At 67.8% G+C, this 22,205-nt stretch carries 24 protein-coding genes and 1 pseudogene; 15 read left to right on the forward strand and 10 right to left on the reverse strand.

Annotated features, from left to right (window positions below):
• Both ABQF13_RS05050 and ABQF13_RS05055 read right to left on the reverse strand, forming a co-directional pair.
• On the reverse strand, positions 1-1,230 hold the full coding sequence (locus tag ABQF13_RS05050) for an oxygenase MpaB family protein (RefSeq protein ID WP_448391636.1): 1,230 nt from the start codon (positions 1,228-1,230) through the stop codon (positions 1-3).
• 52 nt (positions 1,231-1,282) lie between these two features.
• Positions 1,283-2,377, reverse strand: coding sequence for an NADH:flavin oxidoreductase (locus ABQF13_RS05055; protein WP_448391637.1), 1,095 nt, complete (start codon positions 2,375-2,377; stop codon positions 1,283-1,285).
• Positions 2,378-2,443: 66 nt separating this feature from the next.
• On the opposite strand from ABQF13_RS05055, the gene ABQF13_RS05060 reads away from it, so the two are divergent.
• Entirely contained in the window at positions 2,444-3,049 is a 606-nt protein-coding gene (locus ABQF13_RS05060; protein WP_448391638.1) for a class I SAM-dependent methyltransferase, read from the forward strand.
• A 1-nt stretch (position 3,050) separates the two neighbouring features.
• Here ABQF13_RS05060 and ABQF13_RS05065 read toward each other — a convergent pair whose 3' ends face one another.
• Entirely contained in the window at positions 3,051-3,404 is a 354-nt protein-coding gene (locus ABQF13_RS05065; protein ID WP_448391639.1) for a VOC family protein, read from the reverse strand.
• A gap of 86 nt (positions 3,405-3,490) precedes the next feature.
• Here ABQF13_RS05065 and ABQF13_RS05070 point away from each other — a divergent pair, with 86 nt between their 5' ends.
• The gene (locus tag ABQF13_RS05070; protein WP_448391640.1) at positions 3,491-5,068 is read left to right on the forward strand and encodes an FMN-binding glutamate synthase family protein; all 1,578 of its coding nucleotides are present in this window, start codon (positions 3,491-3,493) and stop codon (positions 5,066-5,068) included.
• Between the two features lie 62 nt (positions 5,069-5,130).
• Here the strand turns inward: ABQF13_RS05070 and ABQF13_RS05075 are convergent, their stop codons facing one another.
• Positions 5,131-6,306, reverse strand: coding sequence for a site-2 protease family protein (locus ABQF13_RS05075; protein WP_448392012.1), 1,176 nt, complete (start codon positions 6,304-6,306; stop codon positions 5,131-5,133).
• 169 nt (positions 6,307-6,475) lie between these two features.
• On the opposite strand from ABQF13_RS05075, the gene ABQF13_RS05080 reads away from it, so the two are divergent.
• Positions 6,476-6,883, forward strand: coding sequence for a YciI family protein (locus tag ABQF13_RS05080; protein WP_448391641.1), 408 nt, complete (start codon positions 6,476-6,478; stop codon positions 6,881-6,883).
• A 7-nt stretch (positions 6,884-6,890) separates the two neighbouring features.
• On the forward strand, positions 6,891-8,045 hold the full coding sequence (locus tag ABQF13_RS05085) for an RNA polymerase sigma factor (RefSeq protein ID WP_448391642.1): 1,155 nt from the start codon (positions 6,891-6,893) through the stop codon (positions 8,043-8,045).
• A 6-nt stretch (positions 8,046-8,051) separates the two neighbouring features.
• Here the strand turns inward: ABQF13_RS05085 and ABQF13_RS05090 are convergent, their stop codons facing one another.
• A complete protein-coding gene (locus ABQF13_RS05090) occupies positions 8,052-8,417 on the reverse strand; it encodes a hypothetical protein (protein WP_448391643.1) in 366 nt (121 codons plus the stop codon).
• Positions 8,418-8,549: 132 nt separating this feature from the next.
• On the opposite strand from ABQF13_RS05090, the gene ABQF13_RS05095 reads away from it, so the two are divergent.
• Positions 8,550-9,905: a WS/DGAT/MGAT family O-acyltransferase gene (locus ABQF13_RS05095; RefSeq protein WP_448391644.1), complete on the forward strand. Its 1,356-nt coding sequence runs from the start codon at positions 8,550-8,552 to the stop codon at positions 9,903-9,905.
• Here the strand turns inward: ABQF13_RS05095 and ABQF13_RS05100 are convergent.
• The gene (locus tag ABQF13_RS05100) at positions 9,902-10,708 is read right to left on the reverse strand and encodes a class I SAM-dependent methyltransferase (protein ID WP_448392013.1); all 807 of its coding nucleotides are present in this window, start codon (positions 10,706-10,708) and stop codon (positions 9,902-9,904) included. The genes ABQF13_RS05095 and ABQF13_RS05100 overlap by 4 nt on opposite strands.
• A gap of 84 nt (positions 10,709-10,792) precedes the next feature.
• On the opposite strand from ABQF13_RS05100, the gene ABQF13_RS05105 reads away from it, so the two are divergent.
• Together ABQF13_RS05105 and ABQF13_RS05110 are read left to right on the forward strand one after the other, a co-directional pair.
• Complete coding sequence (locus ABQF13_RS05105) at positions 10,793-11,632, forward strand: SDR family oxidoreductase (RefSeq protein ID WP_448391645.1); 840 nt, start codon at positions 10,793-10,795, stop codon at positions 11,630-11,632.
• A 7-nt stretch (positions 11,633-11,639) separates the two neighbouring features.
• Positions 11,640-13,028: a S1C family serine protease gene (locus ABQF13_RS05110; protein WP_448391646.1), complete on the forward strand. Its 1,389-nt coding sequence runs from the start codon at positions 11,640-11,642 to the stop codon at positions 13,026-13,028.
• Between the two features lie 5 nt (positions 13,029-13,033).
• Here ABQF13_RS05110 and ABQF13_RS05115 read toward each other — a convergent pair whose 3' ends face one another.
• The 3 genes from ABQF13_RS05115 to ABQF13_RS05125 all read right to left on the reverse strand — a co-directional run bounded on the left by ABQF13_RS05115 (position 13,034) and on the right by ABQF13_RS05125 (position 15,586).
• Complete coding sequence (locus tag ABQF13_RS05115) at positions 13,034-14,233, reverse strand: MFS transporter (RefSeq protein ID WP_448392014.1); 1,200 nt, start codon at positions 14,231-14,233, stop codon at positions 13,034-13,036.
• A 56-nt stretch (positions 14,234-14,289) separates the two neighbouring features.
• Positions 14,290-14,766 (reverse strand): MarR family winged helix-turn-helix transcriptional regulator, encoded by a 477-nt coding sequence (locus tag ABQF13_RS05120; RefSeq protein WP_448391647.1) that lies wholly within the window; start codon positions 14,764-14,766, stop codon positions 14,290-14,292.
• A 217-nt stretch (positions 14,767-14,983) separates the two neighbouring features.
• Positions 14,984-15,586, reverse strand: a complete 603-nt coding sequence (locus ABQF13_RS05125; protein WP_448391648.1) for a TetR family transcriptional regulator — start codon at positions 15,584-15,586, stop codon at positions 14,984-14,986.
• Between the two features lie 187 nt (positions 15,587-15,773).
• Between ABQF13_RS05125 and ABQF13_RS05130 the strand changes: the two genes are divergently transcribed.
• From ABQF13_RS05130 to ABQF13_RS05165, 8 genes and pseudogenes are all read left to right on the forward strand, one after another.
• Positions 15,774-16,529: a hypothetical protein gene (locus tag ABQF13_RS05130; protein ID WP_448391649.1), complete on the forward strand. Its 756-nt coding sequence runs from the start codon at positions 15,774-15,776 to the stop codon at positions 16,527-16,529.
• On the forward strand, positions 16,526-17,272 hold the full coding sequence (locus ABQF13_RS05135) for a hypothetical protein (protein WP_448391650.1): 747 nt from the start codon (positions 16,526-16,528) through the stop codon (positions 17,270-17,272). Before ABQF13_RS05130 ends, ABQF13_RS05135 begins: the two co-directional genes overlap by 4 nt.
• 4 nt (positions 17,273-17,276) lie before the next feature.
• Entirely contained in the window at positions 17,277-17,867 is a 591-nt protein-coding gene (locus tag ABQF13_RS05140; protein ID WP_448391651.1) for a cytochrome c oxidase subunit 3 family protein, read from the forward strand.
• A 2-nt stretch (positions 17,868-17,869) separates the two neighbouring features.
• Positions 17,870-18,166 (forward strand): cytochrome C oxidase subunit IV family protein, encoded by a 297-nt coding sequence (locus tag ABQF13_RS05145; protein ID WP_448391652.1) that lies wholly within the window; start codon positions 17,870-17,872, stop codon positions 18,164-18,166.
• Between the two features lie 26 nt (positions 18,167-18,192).
• Positions 18,193-18,846 carry an MOSC domain-containing protein gene (locus ABQF13_RS05150; protein ID WP_448391653.1) on the forward strand — a complete coding sequence of 218 codons (654 nt, stop codon included), beginning with the start codon at positions 18,193-18,195 and terminating at the stop codon, positions 18,844-18,846.
• A gap of 44 nt (positions 18,847-18,890) precedes the next feature.
• Positions 18,891-19,730, forward strand: a pseudogene (locus tag ABQF13_RS05155) (GMC family oxidoreductase); the annotation flags it as partial.
• Between the two features lie 168 nt (positions 19,731-19,898).
• A complete protein-coding gene (locus ABQF13_RS05160; RefSeq protein WP_448392015.1) occupies positions 19,899-20,633 on the forward strand; it encodes an SDR family NAD(P)-dependent oxidoreductase in 735 nt (244 codons plus the stop codon).
• On the forward strand, positions 20,633-21,490 hold the full coding sequence (locus ABQF13_RS05165; protein ID WP_448391654.1) for an SDR family NAD(P)-dependent oxidoreductase: 858 nt from the start codon (positions 20,633-20,635) through the stop codon (positions 21,488-21,490). The genes ABQF13_RS05160 and ABQF13_RS05165 overlap by 1 nt, the downstream gene beginning before the upstream one ends.
• Here the strand turns inward: ABQF13_RS05165 and ABQF13_RS05170 are convergent.
• Complete coding sequence (locus ABQF13_RS05170; protein ID WP_448392016.1) at positions 21,480-22,160, reverse strand: nitroreductase family protein; 681 nt, start codon at positions 22,158-22,160, stop codon at positions 21,480-21,482. The genes ABQF13_RS05165 and ABQF13_RS05170 overlap by 11 nt on opposite strands.
• Positions 22,161-22,205 lie beyond the last annotated feature (45 nt).

Raw genomic sequence — 22,205 nt, forward strand, 5'->3', positions numbered from 1 at the left:
TCAGCGACGCAGCGGTGCGGCCGCCTCGAACGCCGCCGCCTTGCCGCCGGACTGCCACTGCAGCCACTTCTCCCACCGTCTCAGGTTGACCCGCTGCCACCAACCGTCCACTCGGCCGGACGCACGCCGCGCCAGCTCGAGGGTGAAAATGGCCGGAGACCGTAACAGCAGCAACAGAATTCCCGGCAACGCCGACGGTAAGCGGTAGCGGCGGCGGTTCCACGGCAGCATGTACAGCCCGAGGTACCCGGCTTGCACCCGGTAGTGGTATTGGGCGCGCAGCCGTGCCAGGCCGCGGTGCGCCGGGGCGGGCGCGAAGGCGGGCACGAACGATTCGACGAGTTCCCTCCCGGTGTCGGCGCTGTCGTAGCTGCGCGCGGCGTCGGCCAGAAACAGGATCCGCCAGGCGTCGGCGACGGTCTCGGGAAAGTAGCCGTCGCAGCGCACCCCGACCAGGTGGCCGCAGTAGCGGTTGAAGTGCAGCACCGCCCGCATCTCCCGCGGTGAGGTGAGGTGACCCAGCAGGTACAGGCCGAACGCGGGGGCAACACTTCCGCCAAGCAGGGTCAGCAGCATGGCGGACTGGCTGATCGGCAGCCCCCACCGCTCGGCGTCCCACTCCGGATGCGCTCTGACCCGCTCGCGGATGCTGACGTGCATGACGCGCACGTGCAACGAGATGTTGCGACCCGCTGAGCCCGGCGTGAGGATAGCGCCTGGTCGGCAGACCTCGATCCACCACCGCGAGGTCTCCAGGTAACGGTGCAGCGCCCGCTGACCGGCATAGCCGCCGGAGAGCGACAGCGGCACGGCCAGCCAGCCCTCCGTGTAGGTGTCGTTGGTGCCTGCGTTGCCCAACGCCCCGAGCGCGTAGGCCCAGCGGCGCCACACCGCGGCGCCCTCTTCGACCAGGACTAGATCCACCCACTCGGGCAACTGCTCGAACTCCTCGAACAGCGCGCGCATGGAGTCGGGCGCCTCCGGGACGTTGTCGATGCCGTCGCGCTGCGCCCGCTCGACGAGGTCGCGGGCCTTCCTGGCGCCGAGCTCACCGTGGTAGGTCTCGGCGACGAACCGCTCCGCGACGGGGTCGCCCTCGTTGAGGCCGGAGATGAACGCCCGTGCGACGGCCTCGGTGGGAAAGAGATCGACGCCGGTGCACCGCATCACCGAGTTGCGCAGCGCGACACGCCGACCGTTTCCGTCCGGATATCGGAAGGCGCTCGGCATGCTTCTTTCATACCGCAGCCAGCTAGTGGGCACCGTGCCGCCGTCGAGGCACTCAGGCCAGTGACGCCAGCGCGGTCTGCGGGTCGTATCCTGCGAACGTGTCGAGTTCGTTGGCACGCAACCGATTCACCCAGCCCGGATCGGCCAGCAACGCACGCCCGATGGCGACGACGTCGAACTCGCCGGCGTCGAACTGCTCGACCAGGCGGTCGACCGGGGCCGGCGCGATGACCTGGCCGCGTCGTTCACTGCGAAACTGCGTCTCCAACCCGACCGAGCCGACCGCGATGACGGGTACGCCGGCGACCTTCTTCGTCCAGCCGGCGAGGCTGAGGTCGCTGTCGTGGTCGGGGAACGCCGGCGCATAGTGTCTGCGCGTCGAGGGATGCAGGACATCGACCCCGGCGTCGACCAACGGCGTCAGCAGTTCCTGCAACTGGGTCGGGTCCTCGGCGATGGTCGCCGTGTAGTCGGTGCCCTTCCACTGTGAGAACCGGAAGATGATCGGATAGTCGGGACCGACCGCGGCGCGCACCGCGGCCACCACCTCGGCGGGAAACCGGGTCCGCGCGGCCAGCGGCCCGCCGTAGTCGTCGGTGCGCAGATTCGTTCGTTCCCAGAAGAATTCGTCCAACAGGTAGCCGTGCGCGCCGTGCAGTTCGACGGCGTCGAAGCCGACCTCACGCGCGGTGACCGCGCTTCGCGCGTACAGCTGCGTGAGCTGGGTCAGTTCATCGGTGCGCAGCGCACGCCCTTTCGGTTGCCCGTGCCCGTCCACGCCCGACGGGCTGACCGGCGTCACGCCGTCGGCGTCGTCGCGTTCGGCGCCCTGGTGCCACAGCTGCGCGGCGATCGTGGCGCCCTCGGCGTGCACCCCGGCGACGACGCGCCGCCAGCCGTCGAGCACTTCGTCGCCGGCCAGGGCGGGAATGCGCAGCGGATATCCGGCGGCCGGGTCGGGCAGCCGGATCCCTTCGGTGATGATCAGCCCGACGCCGCCGGCGGCGCGGCGGCGGTAGTACTCGGCCACATCGGCGCCGGGAACCCCGCCGGGTGACGCCTGCCGGGTCATCGGCGCCATCGCGAATCGATTGGGCACGGTCAAAGAGCCGACGCGCAGCGGTGTGAACAGATCGTCTAGGGCCATGTCCCCCGCAACGCTTCGGCCCCGACGGTGATTCCGCGCGCAGTTCTGTCCTGAGACAATGCGGTCATGGTCGAACAGAGCATCTGGATGCAGAAAGTCACGGCCGATCCCGGGCATTCGCAGTGGTACATCGAACGGTTCCGGTCCATGGCGCGCGCCGGCGAGGACCTGGTCGGCGAGGCACGCTTGGTCGACGCGATGGTGCCCCGCGGCGCGCGCATCCTCGACGCCGGCTGCGGACCCGGCCGGTTGTGCGGATACCTGTCGGCGGCCGGGCACCAGGTGGTCGGCGTCGACGTCGACCCGGCGCTCATCGAAGCCGCCGAGCAGGACTACCCCGGGCCGCGTTACCTCGTCGGCGACCTCGCCGAACTCGACCTGCCCGCGCGCGGCATCGCCGACCCGTTCGACGTCATCGTCTCGGCGGGCAACGTCGTGACGTTCCTCGCGCCGAGCACTCGTGGTGTGGTGCTGAGGCGGCTGCGCGCGCACCTGGCGGCCGACGGCCGCGTGGTGGTCGGGTTCGGCGCAGGCCGCGACTACCCGTTCGACCGGTTCTTCGAAGACGTGGCGGAGGCGGGGCTGACGCCCGATCTGCGGTTGTCCACCTGGGATCTGCGGCCGTTCGCCGACGACTCCGACTTCCTGGTCGCGCTGCTGCGACCGGCGTAGCTCAGCGCGCCAGCGGTTTGTAGAACACCAGCCCGTTGCCTTTGTTGTCGTAGACCACCGCACGCCGTTCGTGTGCGTCGTCGTAGGGGCCGTTGACGACGCCGCCGCCGCTGTCCTCGACGGCCTTCGCGGCACCGTCGACGTCGTCGGTCTTGATCCCGACGACCACCTTGCCGGGGATGGGATGGTCGACGGCGGTGGCCAGCGCCAGCGTGACGGACCCGCCGTCCAGCGCGGCGAAATGCGCACCGTCGCGGAACTTCAACGACATCCCCAGCGTCTCGGTGTAGAACCGAATCGACTCGTCGAGATCATCGGTCGACAGGATGATCATCCGAACGTCATGGTCACTCACGCTGCCTCCTAGTCGAAATCCCTTAGATCATAAGGCGGAAACGACCTGGGGTTTCGCCTCCCCGCGGCCTGGAAACCCTGAGGGTCATGAGACGACCGATACGCGCGCTCGCCGCTGCGACCGCCACGGCGGTGACCGCCGTCGCCGCGCGGGACATCTTTCAGCACAAGCATGCGCTGCTGCGCAACTTCCCGCTGATCGGACACGCGCGATACCTTCTCGAATCCGTCGGCCCCGAACTGCGCCAGTACATCGTGGCGTCCAACGACGAAGAACGGCCGTTCACCCGCGACCAACGGCGGTGGGTGTATGCCTCGGCGAAACAAGAGAACAACTACTTCGGGTTCGGCACCGACAACAACGTCGAGCACACACCTGGCTATCCGATCATCAAGCACCACACCTTCGGCCGCGCCATACCGGTGTCGGCGCCGGCCGCCCCCCGCGAGGTTTGGTTGCCCAGCGCCAAGGTGATCGGTGCCGCCCGCAACCGGCCAGGGGCATTTCGGCCCAATTCCGTGGTGAACATCTCCGCGATGAGCTTCGGGTCGTTGTCGGGCAACGCCGTGGAGGCCCTCAACAAGGGCGCTGCACTGGCCGACTGTCTGCACAACACCGGCGAGGGCGGCATCGCCAAGTATCACCGGAACGGCGGTGAGCTCATCTTCCAGATCGGCACCGCCTACTTCGGTTGCCGCGACGCCGACGGCCGCTTCGACCTGGAGAGGCTCAAGGCGCTTGTGGCGAGCGCGCCGGTGCGGGCGCTGGAGGTCAAGCTGAGCCAAGGCGCCAAGCCGAGCCTCGGCGGGCTGTTGCCTGCGCCCAAGGTGTCCGCCGAAATCGCCGCTGCCCGAGGCATTCCGGAAGGACAGGACTGCGTCAGCCCGTCGCGGCACGCGGAGTTCTCCGATGCCGACAGCCTGCTGGACTGGGTGGAGTTGCTCGCCGCCGAGACCGGCTTACCCGTCGGCATCAAATCGGCGGTCGGCGATCTCGACTTCTGGCATGACCTCACCGACCTCATGTGCGAAAGCGAACGCGGGGTCGACTTCGTGACCATCGACGGCGGCGAGGGCGGCACCGGCGCCGCGCCGCTGATCTTCACCGACGCCGTGTCGCTGCCGTTCCAACTGGGGTTCTCGCAGGTGTACCGGATCTTCGCCGAACGCGGCCTGCACGAAAAGGTCACGTTCATCGGCGGCGGCAAGCTCGGCCTGCCCGGCAATGCCGTGGTCGGTTTCGCGCTCGGCTGCGATATGGTCAACGTCGCACGCGAAGCGATGCTCGCGGTCGGTTGCATCCAGACCCAGAAGTGCCACACCGACACCTGCCCCACCGGCGTCGCCACCCAGAACGCCTGGCTGACCCGCGGCCTGGTGCCCGACGAAAAGGCGGTGCGCGCCGCCAACTACGTCAAGACGCTGCGGCGCGACCTGGTCAAGATCGCCGAAGCCTGCGGGGTGGAGCATCCCGGGTTGATCAGCACCGAGGCCGTCGACATCCTCGATGGGCGCACCCACTCCACACCGTTGCACGAGGTCTACGGATACACCCCGGGGATGGGGCTGCCGTCGGCGACCGACCGCGAGGAAATCGTCTGGATCATGACGCACGCCGAACCCCGCCGCGGCTCGGCGCAACCGTCGCCATCGGCCGTCGGTTGAGCGATTTCGGTGCGCAAACCAGCGCTGAGCGCAGGTTTACGCACCGAAATCACACTGGGGGATCAGCGACGACGACGCGGGCGCAGGTCGGTGGTGATGTCCGCACCGCCGCTGCCTGCCCACACCCCCATACCGTGCAGGGCCACCGCGCGGCTGATGTCGGACGGCGAGACGATGCCGACCAGCCGCCCCTGGTCGTACACCAGGGCGCGGCCGTCCGCGCAGCCGCTGAGCCGGGGCAGCAGGTCCGTGAGCGGTTCCTCGGGTGTGGCCGACGGGATGTCCTGCGGCGGGCACGCCACGTCGCGCAGCCGAACCGTTTCGCGGTCGCGAATCGGAACCGAGCGCAACCGGTTGAACGTGATCAGCCCCTCGACCCGGCCGAACCCGTCGACCAGCGGGAAGGCGGAATGCCGGCGCAGCAACATCACGTCGCGCAGAAAGTCGCCGACGGTGCGCTCACCGTCAACCGTCTCGGGATCCGCGGTCATCACGTCCACCACGCGCACGCCGGCGAGCATCGTGGTGGTGCGGGCCTGGTGTTCTTCCGCGCTGGCCATCGTGACGATGAACAGACCCAACAAAATCCACCACAGCCCGCCCATGCCGGAGAGAATCCGCATCAGGCCGAGGCCGATCAGCAGGAAGCCAAACAGCCGTCCGGCGCGGGCGGCCCAGACCGTCGCCACGAACTGGTCACCGCGCCACGCCCAGATCGCCGAACGCAGAATCCGGCCCCCGTCCAGCGGCGCGGCCGGAATGAGGTTGAAAACGGCCAGCACCACGTTGATCAGGGCCAGGTAGGACAGCACGGTCACGGTCAGCGAGCTGAACCCGGCGTCGTCGGCGAGCAGTGCCGCCACGCCGAACACCGCCGCGGCGAGGAAACTGGTCAGCGGCCCGACCACCGCGATGCGGAACGCCGCCCCCGGGGTCAAGGCGTCACCGGTCAGCCGGGCGACACCGCCGAGCAGCCACAACGTGATGCCCTCGACCCCGACACCGTTGCGCCGCGCCCATATCGCATGCGCGATCTCGTGGGCCAGCAGCGACAACACGAACAGGACCGCGGTCACCACCGCGGCGATGATGTACTCCCAGGTCGCGTACCCCTCGGCGAGCACCCGGAACTGCACTGACAGGCCGACGACGAGCAACAGCACAATGCCCAAAACGCTCCAGTGCACCCCGACCGATACACCGGCGATCCGTCCCAGCCGCACCGTCGCCTTCACCATGGCTCCTTCCGTGGTCACCTCGGGCGCCCGCAGGGATGATGAAGAAACCGCGGGCTTCCATCACCGTCGAGTATCCGTCACCGGCCGGGTCGGGCTGTCGAGAACGATGCGACGGCTCCGTCTCATAGGTGAGCGACCACTAGGGTCGCCACTTGCGAAGGGAGAACTCATGGCCAAGTACCTGATGCTCAAGCATTACCGGGGTGCGCCCGCGGCCGTCAACGACGTGCCGATGGATCAGTGGACACCGGCCGAGGTCGAGGCGCACATCAAGTACATGAACGACTTCGCCGCCCGGCTGCAGGCCAGCGGCGAGTTCGTCGACAGCCAGGCCCTGGCCCCGGACGGCGCCTGGGTCCGCTTCGACGGCGACGGTAAACCCGCCGTCACCGACGGCCCGTTCCCCGAGACCAAGGATCTGATCGCGGGCTGGATGATCATCGACGTCGACTCCTATGACCGCGCGGTCGAACTCGCCGGTGAGCTGTCGGCGGCGCCCGGCGCGGGCGGTAAGCCGATCCACGAGTGGCTCGAGCTGCGGCCGTTTTTGACCGCTGCGCCGACCATCACCGAGTAGGTCGTCGGTGCCTGCGGACGAGGCGCAGCTGCGGGAGCTGATCCCCGGCGTGCTCGCGGCCCTCGTCCGCCGCGGGGCGGACTTCGCGACCGCAGAGGACGCCGTGCAGGAGGCGCTGGTCCGGGCCATCGAGAGCTGGCCCGACCGGCCGCCCCGCGACCCCAGGGGCTGGCTGATCACCACGGCGTGGCACCGCTTCGTCGACCTCAGCCGATCCGACGACGCCCGCCGTCGCCGTGAGGTCCGGGTGGCCGCGCAGCCGCCGCCCGGCCCGGCCACCTCCACCGATGACACCCTGCAGCTGTACTTCCTGTGCGCGCACCCCAGCCTGACGCCGGCGTCGGCCGTCGCGCTGACGCTGCGGGCCGTCGCCGGGCTCACCACCCGCCAGATCGCGCAGGCGTATCTGGTGCCCGAATCGACGATGGCCCAACGGATCAGCCGGGCCAAGCGCACGGTGAGCCAGGTTCGGATGGATCGGCTCGGCGATCTGGGCACCGTGCTGCGGGTGCTGTACCTGGTGTTCAACGAGGGATACACCGGCGACGTCGACCTGGCTGCCGAGGCGATCCGGCTGACCCGGCAGCTCGCCGCGACCACCGACGACCCGGAGGTTGCGGGCCTGCTCGCCCTGTTTCTGCTGCACCACGCCAGACGGCCGGCCCGCACCCGTGCCGACGGCAGCTTGGTGCCGCTGGCCGAACAGGACCGCAGCCGGTGGCGGCGCGAGTTGATCGCCGAGGGCGTGGCCGTGCTTCAGGCCGCGCTGGCCCGCGACCGGCCCGGCGAATATCAGGTGCAGGCCGCGATCGCCGCGCTGCACGCCGACGCGCAGAGCGCCGACGAGACCGACTGGGTGCAGATCGTCGAGTGGTACGACGAGCTCGTCGCACTGACCGACAGCCCGGTGGTGCGGCTCAACCGCGCTGTGGCCGTCGGCGAGGCCGACGGACCGCAGGCCGGCCTGGCCGCGCTGGCCGAACTCGACGCGACGCTGCCGCGCTACACCGCGGCCGTCGCCTATCTCCGGGAGCGGGCCGGGGACCTGGCCGCCGCCGCGCACCTCTACCACGAAGCCGCTTCGCAGGCACAAACTCTCGCCGAGCGTAACCACCTCACGCTGCGCGCGGCCACCCTGCGGCAGCGCCTTTCGAGCCGGTGAGCCCCGTTACCGTGCCGCGCGCGCCTTGATGAACGACCGCGCCCCGGCGACGAGGTAGATGACGAGCAGCACCAGCATGATGATGCTCGTGATGATCGCGGCCGGGCGTTCGGCGGTACCTGCGAACAGGTCGCCGACCTTGGCGACGTTGCGCAATGCACCCAGCGCCGCGAGCAGCGCGATCACCAGCGCCACATGCATGGCGGGCTTGCGGAACTTCTCCGCACGATGGGCGACCAGCGCGGCGAGAAGCAGCAGCACCCCGACGAACGCGGGGATCAGCGCCGTGACGCTGACAAAAGCGGTGACGACATAGGCGATCACCCCGGTCGCGACGAGCAGGGCGCCAGTCCAGGTTGTCAGGGCGAGCATCGACGTCCTTTCCACATTCGGCAGAGCGCCGCGAAATCCGTGGTTGCGACCCTATCAAGGCCGCTCAGGTTTTCCCCTTTGCGTTGCGGGGGATAAGGGGCAAGCTGACAAGCATCGACGTTGGAGGCCCCCATGCAGCCGATTCTCCCGACCGACGCCCTGTTTCTGCTCGGTGAATCCCGAGAGCACCCAATGCATGTCGGCGGTCTGCAGCTGTTCGAACCGCCGAACGGCAGCGGGCCGGAGTTCCTGCAGGAGACGTACGAAGCCCTGGTGTCGCAGACGGATGTGCAGCCGACATTCCGGAAACACCCGGCGTTTTTCGGCGGCATCACGAACGTAGCGTGGTCATCGGACAAAGACCTCGAACTCGACTATCACCTGCGCCGGTCCGCGCTGCCCGCGCCGGGCCGGGTGCGCGAGCTGCTGGAGCTGACCTCGCGGCTGCACGGCACGCTGCTCGACCGGCACCGCCCGCTGTGGGAGGCGCATCTCATCGAGGGTCTCGACGACGGCCGGTTCGCGGTCTACACCAAGTTCCACCACTCGCTGATCGACGGCGTCTCGGCGATGAAGCTGATGCAGCGGGTGTTGTCGACCGATCCCGCCGACAGCGAGGTGCGCGCCCCGTGGAGCCTGCCGCCCAGGCGCAGGTCTGTCGCCGGCAGCGGGCGGTCGCTGGTGCGGACGGCGGGCCAATTGGCGAGTTCGGTCGCGGGTATCGCGCCCAACACCCTGTCGCTGGCCCGGGCCGCGCTGCTCGAGCAGGAGCTGACGCTGCCGTTTCAGGCGCCCAAGACCATGCTGAACGTCCCCATCGGAGGGGCCCGCCGCGTCGCGGCGCAGTCCTGGGCGTTGGAGCGGATCAGGAACGTCAAGGCCGCGGCGGGGGTGACGGTCAACGACGTCGTGCTGGCGATGTGCGCGGGTGCGCTGCGGACGTACCTGGCCGAGGAGGACGCGCTTCCGCCCACCCCGCTGGTGGCCATGGTGCCGGTCAACCTGCGCACCGAGAACGACGCCGACGGCGGCGGCAATTTGGTCGGCGCGATCCTGTGCAACCTCGCCACCGATGTCGAGGACCCGGCGCGCCGCGTCGAAACCATCGCCGCGTCGATGCGCGACAACAAGAAGGTGTATTCGGAGCTGCCGCGGGTGCAGCAGCTCGCGTTGTCGGCGTTTCTGATCGGCGGCGTTGCGCTGGCGTTGGTGCCGGGCTTCGTGCGGACCGCGCCCCCGCCATTCAACATCGTGATCTCCAACGTGCCCGGGGCGCGGGAACCGTTGTGGTGGAACGGCGCCCGCCTCGACGGCAACTATCCGCTGTCGATTCCGCTGGACGGGCTTGCCCTCAATATCACGCTGGCCACCAACGCCGACAACCTCGACTTCGGGTTGGTCGGAGGCCGGCGTGAAGTCCCGAGTCTGCAACGGCTGCTCGGCCACCTCGAGACGTCGCTGAAAGATCTGGAACGCGCAGTCTGCTAGGACTCGCCGAATTCCACCAGGGTGTAGGCGCCGCGGTAGTTCTTGGTCAGCTTCAGCTGCCAGAAGGCCGGGAACGCCCGCTCGAAGAACACCCCGCGGCCCTTGGGCATCGGCAGGTCGTGCACGGCGCGGATACCGGGCACGGTGTTGGCCAGATCGGCCAGTTGCGCCGCCGACAAACTGAACGGCATCGGCGGGACCCGGTACCGGCGGGTGGCCCGCATCCCCTTCGGCGCGAACTTCTTGACCAGCACCGGCGGCAGATCGAAGATCATCTGACCGCCCGGAAAGTGCTTGGCGCACTGGGTGATCAGACCCATCGCCTGCTCGGGTTGCAAATACATCAGCAGACCCTCCGCGGTGATGAACACGCCGTTGCTGGTGTCCACCGCGTCCATCCAGCTGTAGTGCAGCGCGTCCTGTGCGATGGTGGTGATCCGCGGCGAGGATGGCAACAGCTTCTTACGCAACTCGATGATCGGCTCGAAGTCGACGGTGACCCAACGGAATTCGCTGTCGGGTAACACCTCGCTCAGTCGCCAGAAACTGGTCTGCAGGCCTTCGGCCAGCGCGACGACGGTGGCCGACGGATTCGTCGACAGGTATCGGATCGCGGCGCGGTCGAAGGCCAGCGAACGCAGCGCCATCTCCTGGCCTTTGCGGCCGAACTTGTCGAAGTCGAAATCGATGGCGTCGACGAGTTTTATCGCCATCGGGTCGTCGATGATGGCGTTGGGATGGCGGGCCTGGTGCGCACGTCCGTTCAGGGTGAGCAGCGCGGTCTCCGATACTCCGGTCAGCATGCTGGCGTCGGCGGGATCCACCACATCGAACCTACCTGCACCGTCGCACGCCAGCCGCGGCGATGCGGCGTATACGGTTTCGATATGGATCGAGTTGTGGTGATCACCGGTGGTGCGGGCGGCATGGGTCAGGCGACGGCGCGGATCGTCGGCCGCGACCACACCGTGGTGCTCGGTGATGTCCGAGCCGACCGCCTCGACGCGGCGGCCGCCGCGCTGGCCGACCTCGGCATCAAGGCGACGGCCGTGCACTGCGACGTCACCGACCGCCAGGCGGTCACCGGGCTCGTCCGGACCGCGGCGAGTCTCGGCACGCTGGCGTCGGTGATCCACACCGCGGGGGTGAGCCCCAGCATGGGCGATGCCGAGTATGTGATGAGGACCAACGCGCTGGGCACGCTGCACGTCAACGAGGTGTTCTACCAGACGGCCGGTGCCGGTGCGGCAATCGTCAACGTGGCCTCGATGGCGGCTCACCTGCTGCCCGACGCGCTGATCCCCACCTCGACGTTCCCGTTAGCGCTCACCGACGCCGACGCGTTTCTGTCCGACATGCTGGCGGCGTGCGAGATCGTGCCCGAGGAGGGCCGGTCGGGGATCTCGTATGCCCTGAGCAAGAGCTTCGTGCGGTGGTACAGCACCGCGCAGGCCGAACGGTTCAACGGCCGCGGGCTGCGCATCGTCTCGGTTTCGCCGGGATCCGTCGACACCGAGATGGGTAGGTTGGAAGAGCAGGCTGGCGCCGGGGCGATGGTCGCCGACGCCGCGGTGCCCCGATGGGGCCGACCGGAAGAGATGGCGGAGCTGCTCACCTTCTGTGCCAGCGACAAAGCCGGCTACCTCACCGGCACGGATATCTTGAACGATGGCGGAGTGGTCGCCTCCATGACGGAGCGCGCCAGGAAGGCCGCCGAGGAAGGGTGAGAACCGCGTGACCGACGAACGCCAGCCCAGCGGCGATGCTTCGGCGCCGCGTGTGATCCGGCGTCCGGAGGTCGATGCGGCCACCGAGCGTGCCTTCGGCCGACCCGGTGGCGCGGACGCCGGTCGCGGGCCGTACGACCCGACCGATCAGGAACCCGGCCCGGTGCTGGCCGCCGCTTTCGGTTCGGCGACCGCCCCCGACGACGACGCCGACGACGCCGTAGGCGGCGCCGACGCGGATTATGAGGCGCCCGCACCGCAGGCCCCCGCCCCGGCGCCTCCGGTCGCGCCCGCCGAAAAGCTGGGCGTGCGCGACGTGCTGTTCGGTAAACGGCTGAAGTTGACGGCGTTGGTGACCCTGGCGGTCCTGGCGTTGGTCTTCGGGCTGCTAGGCGGTTGGGTGGGTCGCAAGACCGCCGAGGTCATCGAGGCGTTCACCACGGCCAAGGTCACGCTCTCGACCACCAACGAAGGTGATCTGCCTGACGGTCGATTCGCCAAAGTGGCTGCTGCCGTAGCGGATTCGGTGGTCACGGTCGAAGCGGTCAGCGATTCGGAAGGATCGCAGGGCTCCGGGGTGGTGGTCGACGGGCGCGGTTACATCGTCACCAACAACCATGTGATCGCCGAGGCCGCTTCGACGCCCGACCGGTACGAGGTGTCGGTGATCTTCAACGACGGTCAAGAGGTGCCGGCCAATGTCGTCGGCACCGATCCCAAAACCGACCTGGCGGTGCTCAAGGTCGATGATGTCGACAACCTGACCGTCGCGCGGCTGGGCGATTCCGACAAGCTGCGCGTCGGCGACGAGGTGATCGCCGCGGGGGCTCCGCTGGGTCTGCGCAGCACCGACACCCAGGGCATCATCAGCGCGCTCGACCGTGCGGTGCGCATTCCTGGCGAGGGGTCCGACGAGATCGTCATCGCCGCCGTGCAGACGGACGCCCCGATCAACCACGGCAACTCCGGTGGTCCGCTGATCAACATGAACGCCGAGGTGATCGGCATCAACACCGCGGGCAAGTCGCTCTCGGACAGCGCGAGCGGGTTGGGCTTCGCGATTCCGGCCAACGAGATGAAGCACGTCGTCGAGACGCTGATCCGCGACGGGGAGATCAGGCACCCCACACTCGGGCTGACGGCGGAGTCGGTCAGCGAACCAGACCTCGTTGGAGCGCGGGTGACGCGGGTGGTGGCCGGCGGTGCGGCCGACCGCGCCGGGGTCGAAGAGAACGACGTCGTCGTCAGGATCGGGGACCGCAAGATCGACGGCGTCGACGAGTTCGTCGTCGCGGTACGGGCCCTGACCGTTGGTCAGGACGCGCCGATCGAGGTGATCCGCGACGGTGAGCACGTCACGATGAGCATCAACCCGGAGCCCGACAAGAGCCGCTAGCGGCGTCAGATGCGGGTCGGCAGCGCGCCGATCAGCTTCGACGGCCGGCTAAGCAGCGTCATCGCGATGCACAGCGCCGCGGCGACCGCGAAGGCGGCCTGCACGTTGAACGCGTCGGCGGTTCCGCCGAGCAACGCCGCGGCCAGCGGGCGTGAACCGAGGAAACCGACCAGCCACAGCGCCATTATCCGGCCGCGCAACTCCTCGGGCGCGCGTTCCTGTACGACGGTGCTCAGCCCGGTCATCGCCCAGCCGAAGCCCAGGCCCGCCAACGCGAACCCGGCCAACGCCACCGCGGTCACCGGCGTGACGACCAGCATCGCGCAACCCGTGCCCAGCCCCGCCAGACCGATCGCCGAGACGTTCGCCGAGGCCATCCGCCCGCGCATCATCGCCAGCGTCGCCATCCCGACCGCCGCACCGATACCGAAGACGGCGGACAATGTGCCCACTAGTTCAGCGCCGCCGCCCAGCGCGTTGGCCATCGAAGGCGCCAGGGTGATCGACGAGTCCGAGGCGAAACCCACCGCGGTCACCGCGAGCAACGCCAACAGCAGCGGGCGGTCCCGCCAGACGTAGATGAGCGCGGCGCGCACCCGATAGTCGGCGTCGGCCAGGCGCGCCGGCGGCGCCGGGAAGCGCACGGCGATCAAGAAGAACGCGAACACCAGGTGCAGTACGGCGCTGACCGCGAACGCGACGCCCGAGCCGAACTGCGCGGCCACGTATGCGCCGGTGGCCGGACCCAGGATGCGGCCGAGCGTCATCGGAATGCTGTTGAGCGCCATGGCCGTCGACAGCTCACCGGGGCGGATCAGGTTGGGCACGATCGACTGCATCGCCGGCCCGCCCACCACGAAACCGAGGCCCACCAGCAAGGTTCCGAGCAACACCGGAGCGGCGATCGACATGCCCTGCTGCGCCGGGTCGACGATCAGCCACACGGCGGTGAAACCCGAACCGGCCACGCACAACACCCGGCCGAGCAGGATTTGACGGGCGGGGTCGCCGGTGTCGGCCCATTTGCCGGTGGTGGGGCTGAAGATGAGCTGCGGGCCGAACTGCACGACGCCGACCAGCCCGACCATCAGCGCTGAATGCGTGGCGTCGAACATCACGATCGCCGCGACGATGCCGTGCGTCCACACGGCGACGACCGAGAACATCTTGCCCCAGAACAACGCGCCGAACACCCGGTCGAACATCAACCCGAGCGCACCGCGCGGTTGCGACAGCGATGTGCGTGCTTCGGTGCGTGCCGTCACCCGATCACCGCGCCTTCGAAGCGTTCGGAGAGTCGGCTCAACAGTGACACCAGCGTGTCCACGTCGGCGTCGGGCCAGTCGGCGACCATCTCGCGGACCAGCTCCCTTCGCCGCTCGGTGACCGCCTGCAACGCTTTACACCCCTCGTCGGTCAGCACGAGCGCGCAGCGCCGCTGATCGTCGGCGGCGAAGTTCTTCGTCAGCAGCCCGGCCGCGACCACCGCGGCGACCGAGCGGCTTGCGGTGGAGTGTTCGACGGCCATGAATTCGGCGACGTCGCCGACCGATGCGCCCGCGCCGAGCTGCTGACACTGTTCGACCGCCCGCAGCACGCGCAACGTCGACGGGTTGGCCACCGGGCCGCTGGCGTCGAGTACCCGGTCACGCCAGCTCGGCCGCTGGCGCGCGATCGCAATACGCGTCAGCAGGTCGTCGAGTCGGTCGTAGTGGGAGTGCGGCACGAATATATGCATAGCACATAGATATTTATAGGGCGAATCCCCAGGTCCGCGGCGCTAAGGTCTGACGGTCGGCCAGAGCAGCGCGAACATCCGGTCCTCCCAGTGTTTGCCACCCGGCCTTGCGGGCCCGCTCGGTGATGTAGGCGCCGAGGATCGCCGCGATCGCCTCCGTTTCGGGCTTCCGTGCGGAGGCGGCGACGCACGCGACCGGTTGACCCCGTCAGCGGCGTCAGCTAGCCCGTAGGCCGTACATGTAGGTGGTGAGATATTCGTCGATGACCGGGGTCCGGATTTCCTTGGACTTTGGCATCGTGATCAGCAGCGCGTAGAGCCCCACCAGAAACGACACGCCGTTGAGCATCACGTCGACCTCGGCGGGTATCTCGCCGCGCTCGCGCGCACGTTGCAGTTCTTCGACCACCGCCACGATGACGGGGTGGTTCGTCCACTCTTCAGATGGTGGCCGCGTGGTCGAGAAGTGCAGTGCCAGAAAGTCTTTGAATAAGCGGTTGCCCAGACGACGCTCCAGTGCCTCGAGAACGCGCACCGCCTCGGCAAGCGTGGCCCGCACGTCGTGGGGTTTTGCGAAGAAGCGGTTCAACTCCGCGGCCATCCGCTCTTCTTCCCGCCTCTCCAATTCCACCAGGACGTGCTCCTTGGTCGGGAAATGGAAGAAGAACGTGCCGTGTGCGACGCCGGCCGCCGAGACGATGGCGGCGATATCGGCGGCCGCCATCCCGTCGCGTTTGAACTCCGCCATCGCCGCACCGAGCAGTCGCTCGCGGGTCTGGCGCCCCTTCGTCCCGCGCTCCTGAACCTTGTCGTTGCGCACCGAGGCGAGTCTACGGCAACAAAACCGACTTAAGTCAGAAAGAGTCTTTCCTTCGATGGCCGCAGCCGTTACGGTTCAGCCAGAGCGATTCGGTTGGTGGACCCCAGCATGCGCGGTATATGGCGCCTGCGCAAGTTACCGGCTCGGCCGCTTGATATCTGACTGAAGTCAACTCAGGAGGCGGCCGGTGCAGATCCTCGCGCAGGTGCAGGACCTGCCGAAGGCCGGAAATATCAAGGCGCAGTGGGTGAGCCTGTGGACCGGGCCCGCCGTGGGCGCCGTGCTGCTGATGGCGATGCTGGCGTTTCCCGGTTTCTGGCCGCCGATGTCGCCGGCGATGACGGCCGGCCAGGTCGCCTCGTTCTACGCCGAGAACACCGCATGGATCCGGTTCAGCCAGGTGACGTTCAACCTCTGCGGAATCATGGTGCTGCCGTTCTTCATGGTGGTCGTGGTCCAGATGAAGCGGATGAAGACCCAGAGCCACGTGTTGGCGTACTGCTATCTGACCGCGGTGGTCAGCGGCGCGACGATCTTCGCGCTTTCCAACATCTTCTTCCTGGTCGCCGCGTTCCGGCCGGACCGCAACCCCGAGATCGTCCAACTGCTCAACGATCTGGCGTTCATCGTGTTCATCGCACCGATCGGCATGGTGGTGGCGCAGTTCGTGCTGCTGGCCGTAGCGGTCTACTTCGACGACGGGCCGGACCCGGTCTTTCCCCGTTGGGTGGGGTACTACTCCGCGGCGACCGCCGTGGCGATGATGCCCGCGGCCGGCGCCGCCGTCTTTCTGACCGGACCGCTGGCCTGGGACGGCTTCCTCTCGTTCTGGGTGCGCAACGGGGCGTTCGCGTTGTTCGTCGTCGTGATGTTCTTCGTGCTGCGCCGGGCGGTCTATCAGCAAGCCCTCGAAGAGGGAGTCGTGGCGGGCGCTGCGCGGTGAGCATCCTGACACCTGACCGATCGGCCGGAACGGCGCACGCCCCCGGCGGTAAACGCGATGTGCGGCTGGTGTGCTGGTTCTTCCCGACGTGGTACGCGGTCTTCGGCGTCATCATCTGCGTGCTGGCGCGGGTGACGCCACCGCCGCGACCCGACGTCACCGCGGCCGACAAGGTGGCGTTCTTCACCACCAACGGCCTGACCATCCAGATCGGGTTCAGCCTGCTGCTGATCCTGCTCGGGGGCGCCGCGATCACCAACGGGCTGGTGGCCTATCAGATGAAGCGGATGTCGGTCGGATCCGTCTTCGCCTACGCCTACATCGGCGGGATGGGCGTCGGCGCGCTGCCGGGCTTCCTTCTGGTGGCGGTGTGCTTTCTGACCGCGGCGTTGCGCGCCGACCGCGACCCCGGGCTGGTCAGCATGCTCTACGACGTCGGCATGCTGTCGTACAACGGTTCGCTGGGGTGCTTTTCGGTCGCGTACCTGGTGCTGGCGATCGCGATCCTCTACGACCGAAACGACATTTTTCCGAAATGGTTTGCCTACGTGAGCATCTGGCAGATCATCACCGAAGTCATCGCCACCCAGATGTTCGTCTTCTACTCGGGGCCGTTCGCGTGGAACGGATCCCTGGCGTTCTGGTGGTCGGTTGTGGTGTTCACGATCTGGCTTGGTGCGCTGATCATGCTGCTGAAGCGGGCGACGCTGCGTGAACCCATCGACGCGCCACCCGTGGACTGACTTCATGACGCCATTGGATTCGCTACCCGCCGCCGTGGGTGCCAGACGCCTCGATCACCTGCCCGGCGATATCCACATGTGGGTGATGGTGCTGGGCGACCTGATCATCTTCGCCGGCTACTTCGTCATCTTCATGGTCTACCGGGCCATGAACCCCGAGGAGTTCCTCGCGGCGCAGCAGCATCTGGATATCAACATCGGCGTGATCAACACGGTGATTCTGTTGACGAGTTCCTGGGTGGTGGCCCGCAGCGTGCTCGCCGCGCGCGACGGCCGCCACCGCGACGCCATTCGGCTCACCTATGCCGGCGGCTTCGGCGGCGTCCTGTTCATCGTCTTCAAGACGTACGAGTGGAGCAGCAAGATCGCCGCCGGCCACACGAACTCGGAGATGTTCTACTCGTTCTACTACGTGCTCACCGGGGTCCACCTGGTGCACGTGCTCATCGGGCTCATCGTCTTGGGCGTCGTGATCCGCGAACTGCGCAACCCCGCCCGCCGCAGGGTCTCGATGGTGGAGTCCAGCGCAATCTACTGGCACATGGTGGATCTGCTGTGGGTCATCATCTTCGGCCTGCTCTACGTGATGAGGTGACCATGACCGACACTGCCGAAGCCCATCCCCACACCACCTCGGCGCGGATGACGTGGTGCTGGATCGTGTTGACCGCCATCACCCTGGCGTCGTGGTGGTTGGCGCCCGCGCACTTCACCAACACGGTGCACGCCAGCACCCCGATCACGGCCCTGGTCCTGATCCTGGCCTGGCTCAAATCCCGGTTGATCATCCGCAACTTCATGGAGGTGCGCACCGCGCCGCGGTGGCTGCGGTTGTCCACCGACGCCTGGCTCGGTGTGTTGTTCACCGCTGTGTTCGTGATCTACCTGGTCTGATCTCGGCACTCCGTAAGCTCTACAAGGTGCCAAGCGTGCTCTCGGTGAACATCGCCCACCGCTACTCGGACGGACCGTCGGGTCAGACCGGTTTCGACAAGCGCCCGACCACCGAACCCGTCGAGGTGCGCGCACCCGGCAGCAAACGCGCCGGGCTCGGCAGCGGCCTGACCGGTGATCTGATCGGCAACCGCAGGTACCACGGCGGTGACGACCAGGCCGTGTACGCCTACGCGCGCGAAGACCTGGACGACTGGGAGCGACAGCTGCAGCGGCCCTTGCGCCCCGGCATGTTCGGCGAGAACTTCACCACCGCCGGGATCGACGTCACCGGCGCGGTGATCGGCGAGCGGTGGACGGTGGGGTCCGGGGGCCTGGTCTTGGAGGTGTCCCGGCCGCGCACCCCGTGCCGCACGTTCACCCAGTTCCTGGGCCTCCGCGGCTGGATGAACACGTTCACCCGCGCCGCGAAACCCGGCGCGTACCTGCGGGTGATCACCCCCGGGCCGGTACGGGCCGGCGATCCGTTGACCGTCACCGACCGTCCAGGGCACGGCATCACCGTCGGCTACGTGTTTCGCGCCATCATGACCGAACCCGAACTGTTGCCCGACATCCTGGTCGCCGACGCCCTGGCCGCCGAGATCCAGCGGCGCGCGCGTCGACGCCTCGCCGGCTGAACCCGTCCTGTACGCTCGTACAGCGTCACGGGAAGGGTCGGGGCATGACGAGATACGACTACATCATCGCGGGGGCCGGCTCCGCCGGATGCGTACTGGCCAACCGGCTGTCGGCCGACCCGAAGGTCAACGTGTTGCTGATCGAGGCCGGCGGCGTGGACCGCCACCCGCTCTACCGCATTCCCAAGGGGTCGGGGATGTTGTTCGAGAACGAAAAACACATGTGGCACTACGAGACCACCTCGTTCGGGCGCACCCCGCACACCGAACAGTGGTTACGCGGCAAGGTGCTCGGCGGGTCGAGTTCGATCAACGGCATGATCTACAACCGCGGCAACCGTGCCGACTACGACGGTCTCGAGCGGCTCGGCAACAAGGGTTGGGGCTGGGACGATATCCTGCCGATTTTCAGGCAGTTCGAGGACAACGCGTTCGGCGCATCACCGACGCGGGGTGTCGGCGGGCCGCTGCACATCTCGGTGCCCCGCGATCCCGACCCGCTGTGCGCCGAGATGCTCGACGCCGCAGCCGCATCCGGTTTGGCGCGGGTGCAGGACATCAACGAATCCGACGACGAGCGCATCGGATACGCCACCGCTACCATCAAGAACGGCCGCCGGGTCAGCGCCGCCACCGCCTTCCTCAAACCTGCGTTGCACCGGACGAACCTCACCGTGCGAACCCGCACCATCGTGCGGCGGTTGTTGTTCGACGGCGGCCGGGCCGTCGGCGTGGAGGTCGACGTCAAGGGCGCTACCGCGCAGATCCGGGCGACCCGCGAGGTGATCGTGTCGCTGGGCAGCCTCAACAGCCCCAAGCTGCTTCAGGTTTCGGGCGTCGGCCCGCGCGATGTGCTGGCCGCGGCGAACGTCGCCGTCTACCTCGGCAACCTCAACGGGCCGATCATCGCAATTGCTTGGCGCGCAGCCGATTTCATCCTGTGCCACCAGTAGGACCGGCTTCCCTCACCCGATGACGGCGGATCACGCAGCGTGCTGTACGCTCGTACAGCGAATGTCGGGTCGAGTGCGAGGAGACGTGCGGTGAGCCGTGTGGCGGTGGTGACAGGTGGAGCCTCCGGGCTCGGGCAGGCGATGTGCACGGGGCTGGGCAACGACGGCCACCGGGTCGCGGTACTCGACATCGACGCCGAAGCCGCGGAGAAGACCGCCGCAGCGCTGCAGGAAAACGGGGCACAGGCGGTCGCCGTCGGCGTGGACGTCTCCGACGAGGGCGCCGTCGAGGCGGCATTCGACACGGTCAGAACGCAACTCGGCGCGGTGGAAATCCTCGTCACCAGCGCCGCGATCGCCGGGTTCACCCGCTTCGACCGGATCACCTTGGCGGAGTGGAACCGCTACCTCGCCGTCAACCTGACCGGAACGTTCCTGTGCCTGCGCGCCGCGCTGGCCGACATGGTGCCGGCCAAGTGGGGACGAATCGTGACGATCTCCTCGGCCGCGGGCCAGCAGGGCGCCCGGCGGCAGGGCCACTATGCGGCGACCAAGGGCGGTGTGATCGCGCTGACCAAGACGGTGGCGTTGGACTATGCGAACAAGGGCATCACCGCGAACACAATCCCGCCGTTCGTGATCGACTCGCCGATGCTGCGACGCCAGCAGGCCGAAGGCAAACTTCCTGCCGCCGAGTACCTCACCCAGGCCATACCGGCCGGACGGTTGGGAGCGGGCGAAGACGTCGCCGCAGTCTGTTCGTTTCTCTGCTCGGACGCCGCAGGCTATGTCACGGGTCAGGTGGTTGGGGTCAACGGAGGGGCGGTCATCTGATGAAGACACCCGTAGCTGTCGTCACGGGGGCCAGCCGCGGTGCCGGGGCGGGGATAGCGCATGCGCTAGGCAGCCACGGTTGCACGGTCTACGTCACGGGACGCACTGAAACATCCGACCCGGCAGCGCTTCCCGGCACCATTTGTGAGACCGCCGAACGGGTGACCGCCGCCGGTGGGCAGGGCATCGCCATGCGCGTCGACCACGGTGATGACGAACAGGTCAAGGCGCTGTTCGAGAAAATTGAACGCGAACAGGGCCGGGTGGACATCCTGGTCAACAACGCCGCGATCATCCGCGACGAGATGATGGCCCGCACGAAGTTCTGGGAAGAACCCGTCAACGTGATGGACACCCTCAACGTCGGGTTACGCAGCAGCTACGTCGCCACGGTGTATGCCGCACCGCTGATGCTGCCGCAGCGCGACGGGCTAGTCGTGCTCACATCGTCGTCAGGCGGTGTGCACTACGCCTTCGGGCCGGCGTACGGTGTGCCGAAGGCGGGCACCGACAAGATGGCCGCCGATATGGCGGTGGACTTCAAAGACGTTGGTATCACGGCGGTCTCGATATGGATGGGATCGCTGCTGACCGACCGGGTGCGGAAAATCATTGCCAGCAACCCGGCCAAGTTTGGCCGCATCCGCGAAACCGCGGAGACCCCCGAGCTGACCGGCCACGTGATCAAGGCTCTTTATGACGACCCCGACCGGATGAACCTCAGCGGGCAAACGCTGATCGGTGCGGAGCTCGCGGTCAAGTATGGCATTAAAGACGAAGACGGCCGCCAACCCCCGTCGTACCGCGAACTTTTCGACGTCCATCCGCACCAGCAGCAAGCGCACATCATGCGTTAGTTTCGCGACGCGGCCGGGCACCCCGCCCGTAGGTGATGTCGGCCCGCTCGGGATCCCACCGGTCGCGGAACATCACGTCGGCCACCGGCCGTCGTCGCACGGGACCGTGGCTGCCTCGCGGCCACCCGACGACCACGTGTCCGGCGAGAAACCACTCGTCGGGGATGCCGACGGCGTCGCGCAGCACCTTCTCGCCGTCATAGGATGCCCAGCTCGTGAAGCACGCGCCCAGGCCCTGCGCCCGTGCGGCGAGGTAGAAGTTCTGCATCGCGGGGTAGATCGAGCCGCCCTGCAGGTACTCGGAGGCGAACTCGTTCTTGAACGCGGTGAACAGCACGGAGGTGTGGTCGCCGGCGCGGTCGTGTAGTTCGTAGGTGGCGCGGTTGTTGCGCGCCGCACGGCTGTTGTCGTCATCCGCTGGTCGGCTCATCCCGTACACCGATTCGATTGTCGCCAGGGCTATTCGGGCGGCTTCGGCGACGGCAGTGCGCTGTGGCGGTGCGTCCAGCACGATGAAGCGCCACAGCTGGGCGTTGGCCCCGTTCGGCGCCCAGGTCGCGGCCTCCAGGCAGCGGTAGAGCGTCTCGTCGTCCACCGGTTCGTCGGTGAACCGGCGGATCGAGCGGGCGGTGGAAAGCACTTCCCAGACGTCGTCGGTCGGATGCGGCATCCCATTGGTGTACTCGACGCCGGTGAAGTTGTCGAGACGCACCCT

This window comes from Mycolicibacterium sp. XJ879 (genome assembly GCF_053483935.1).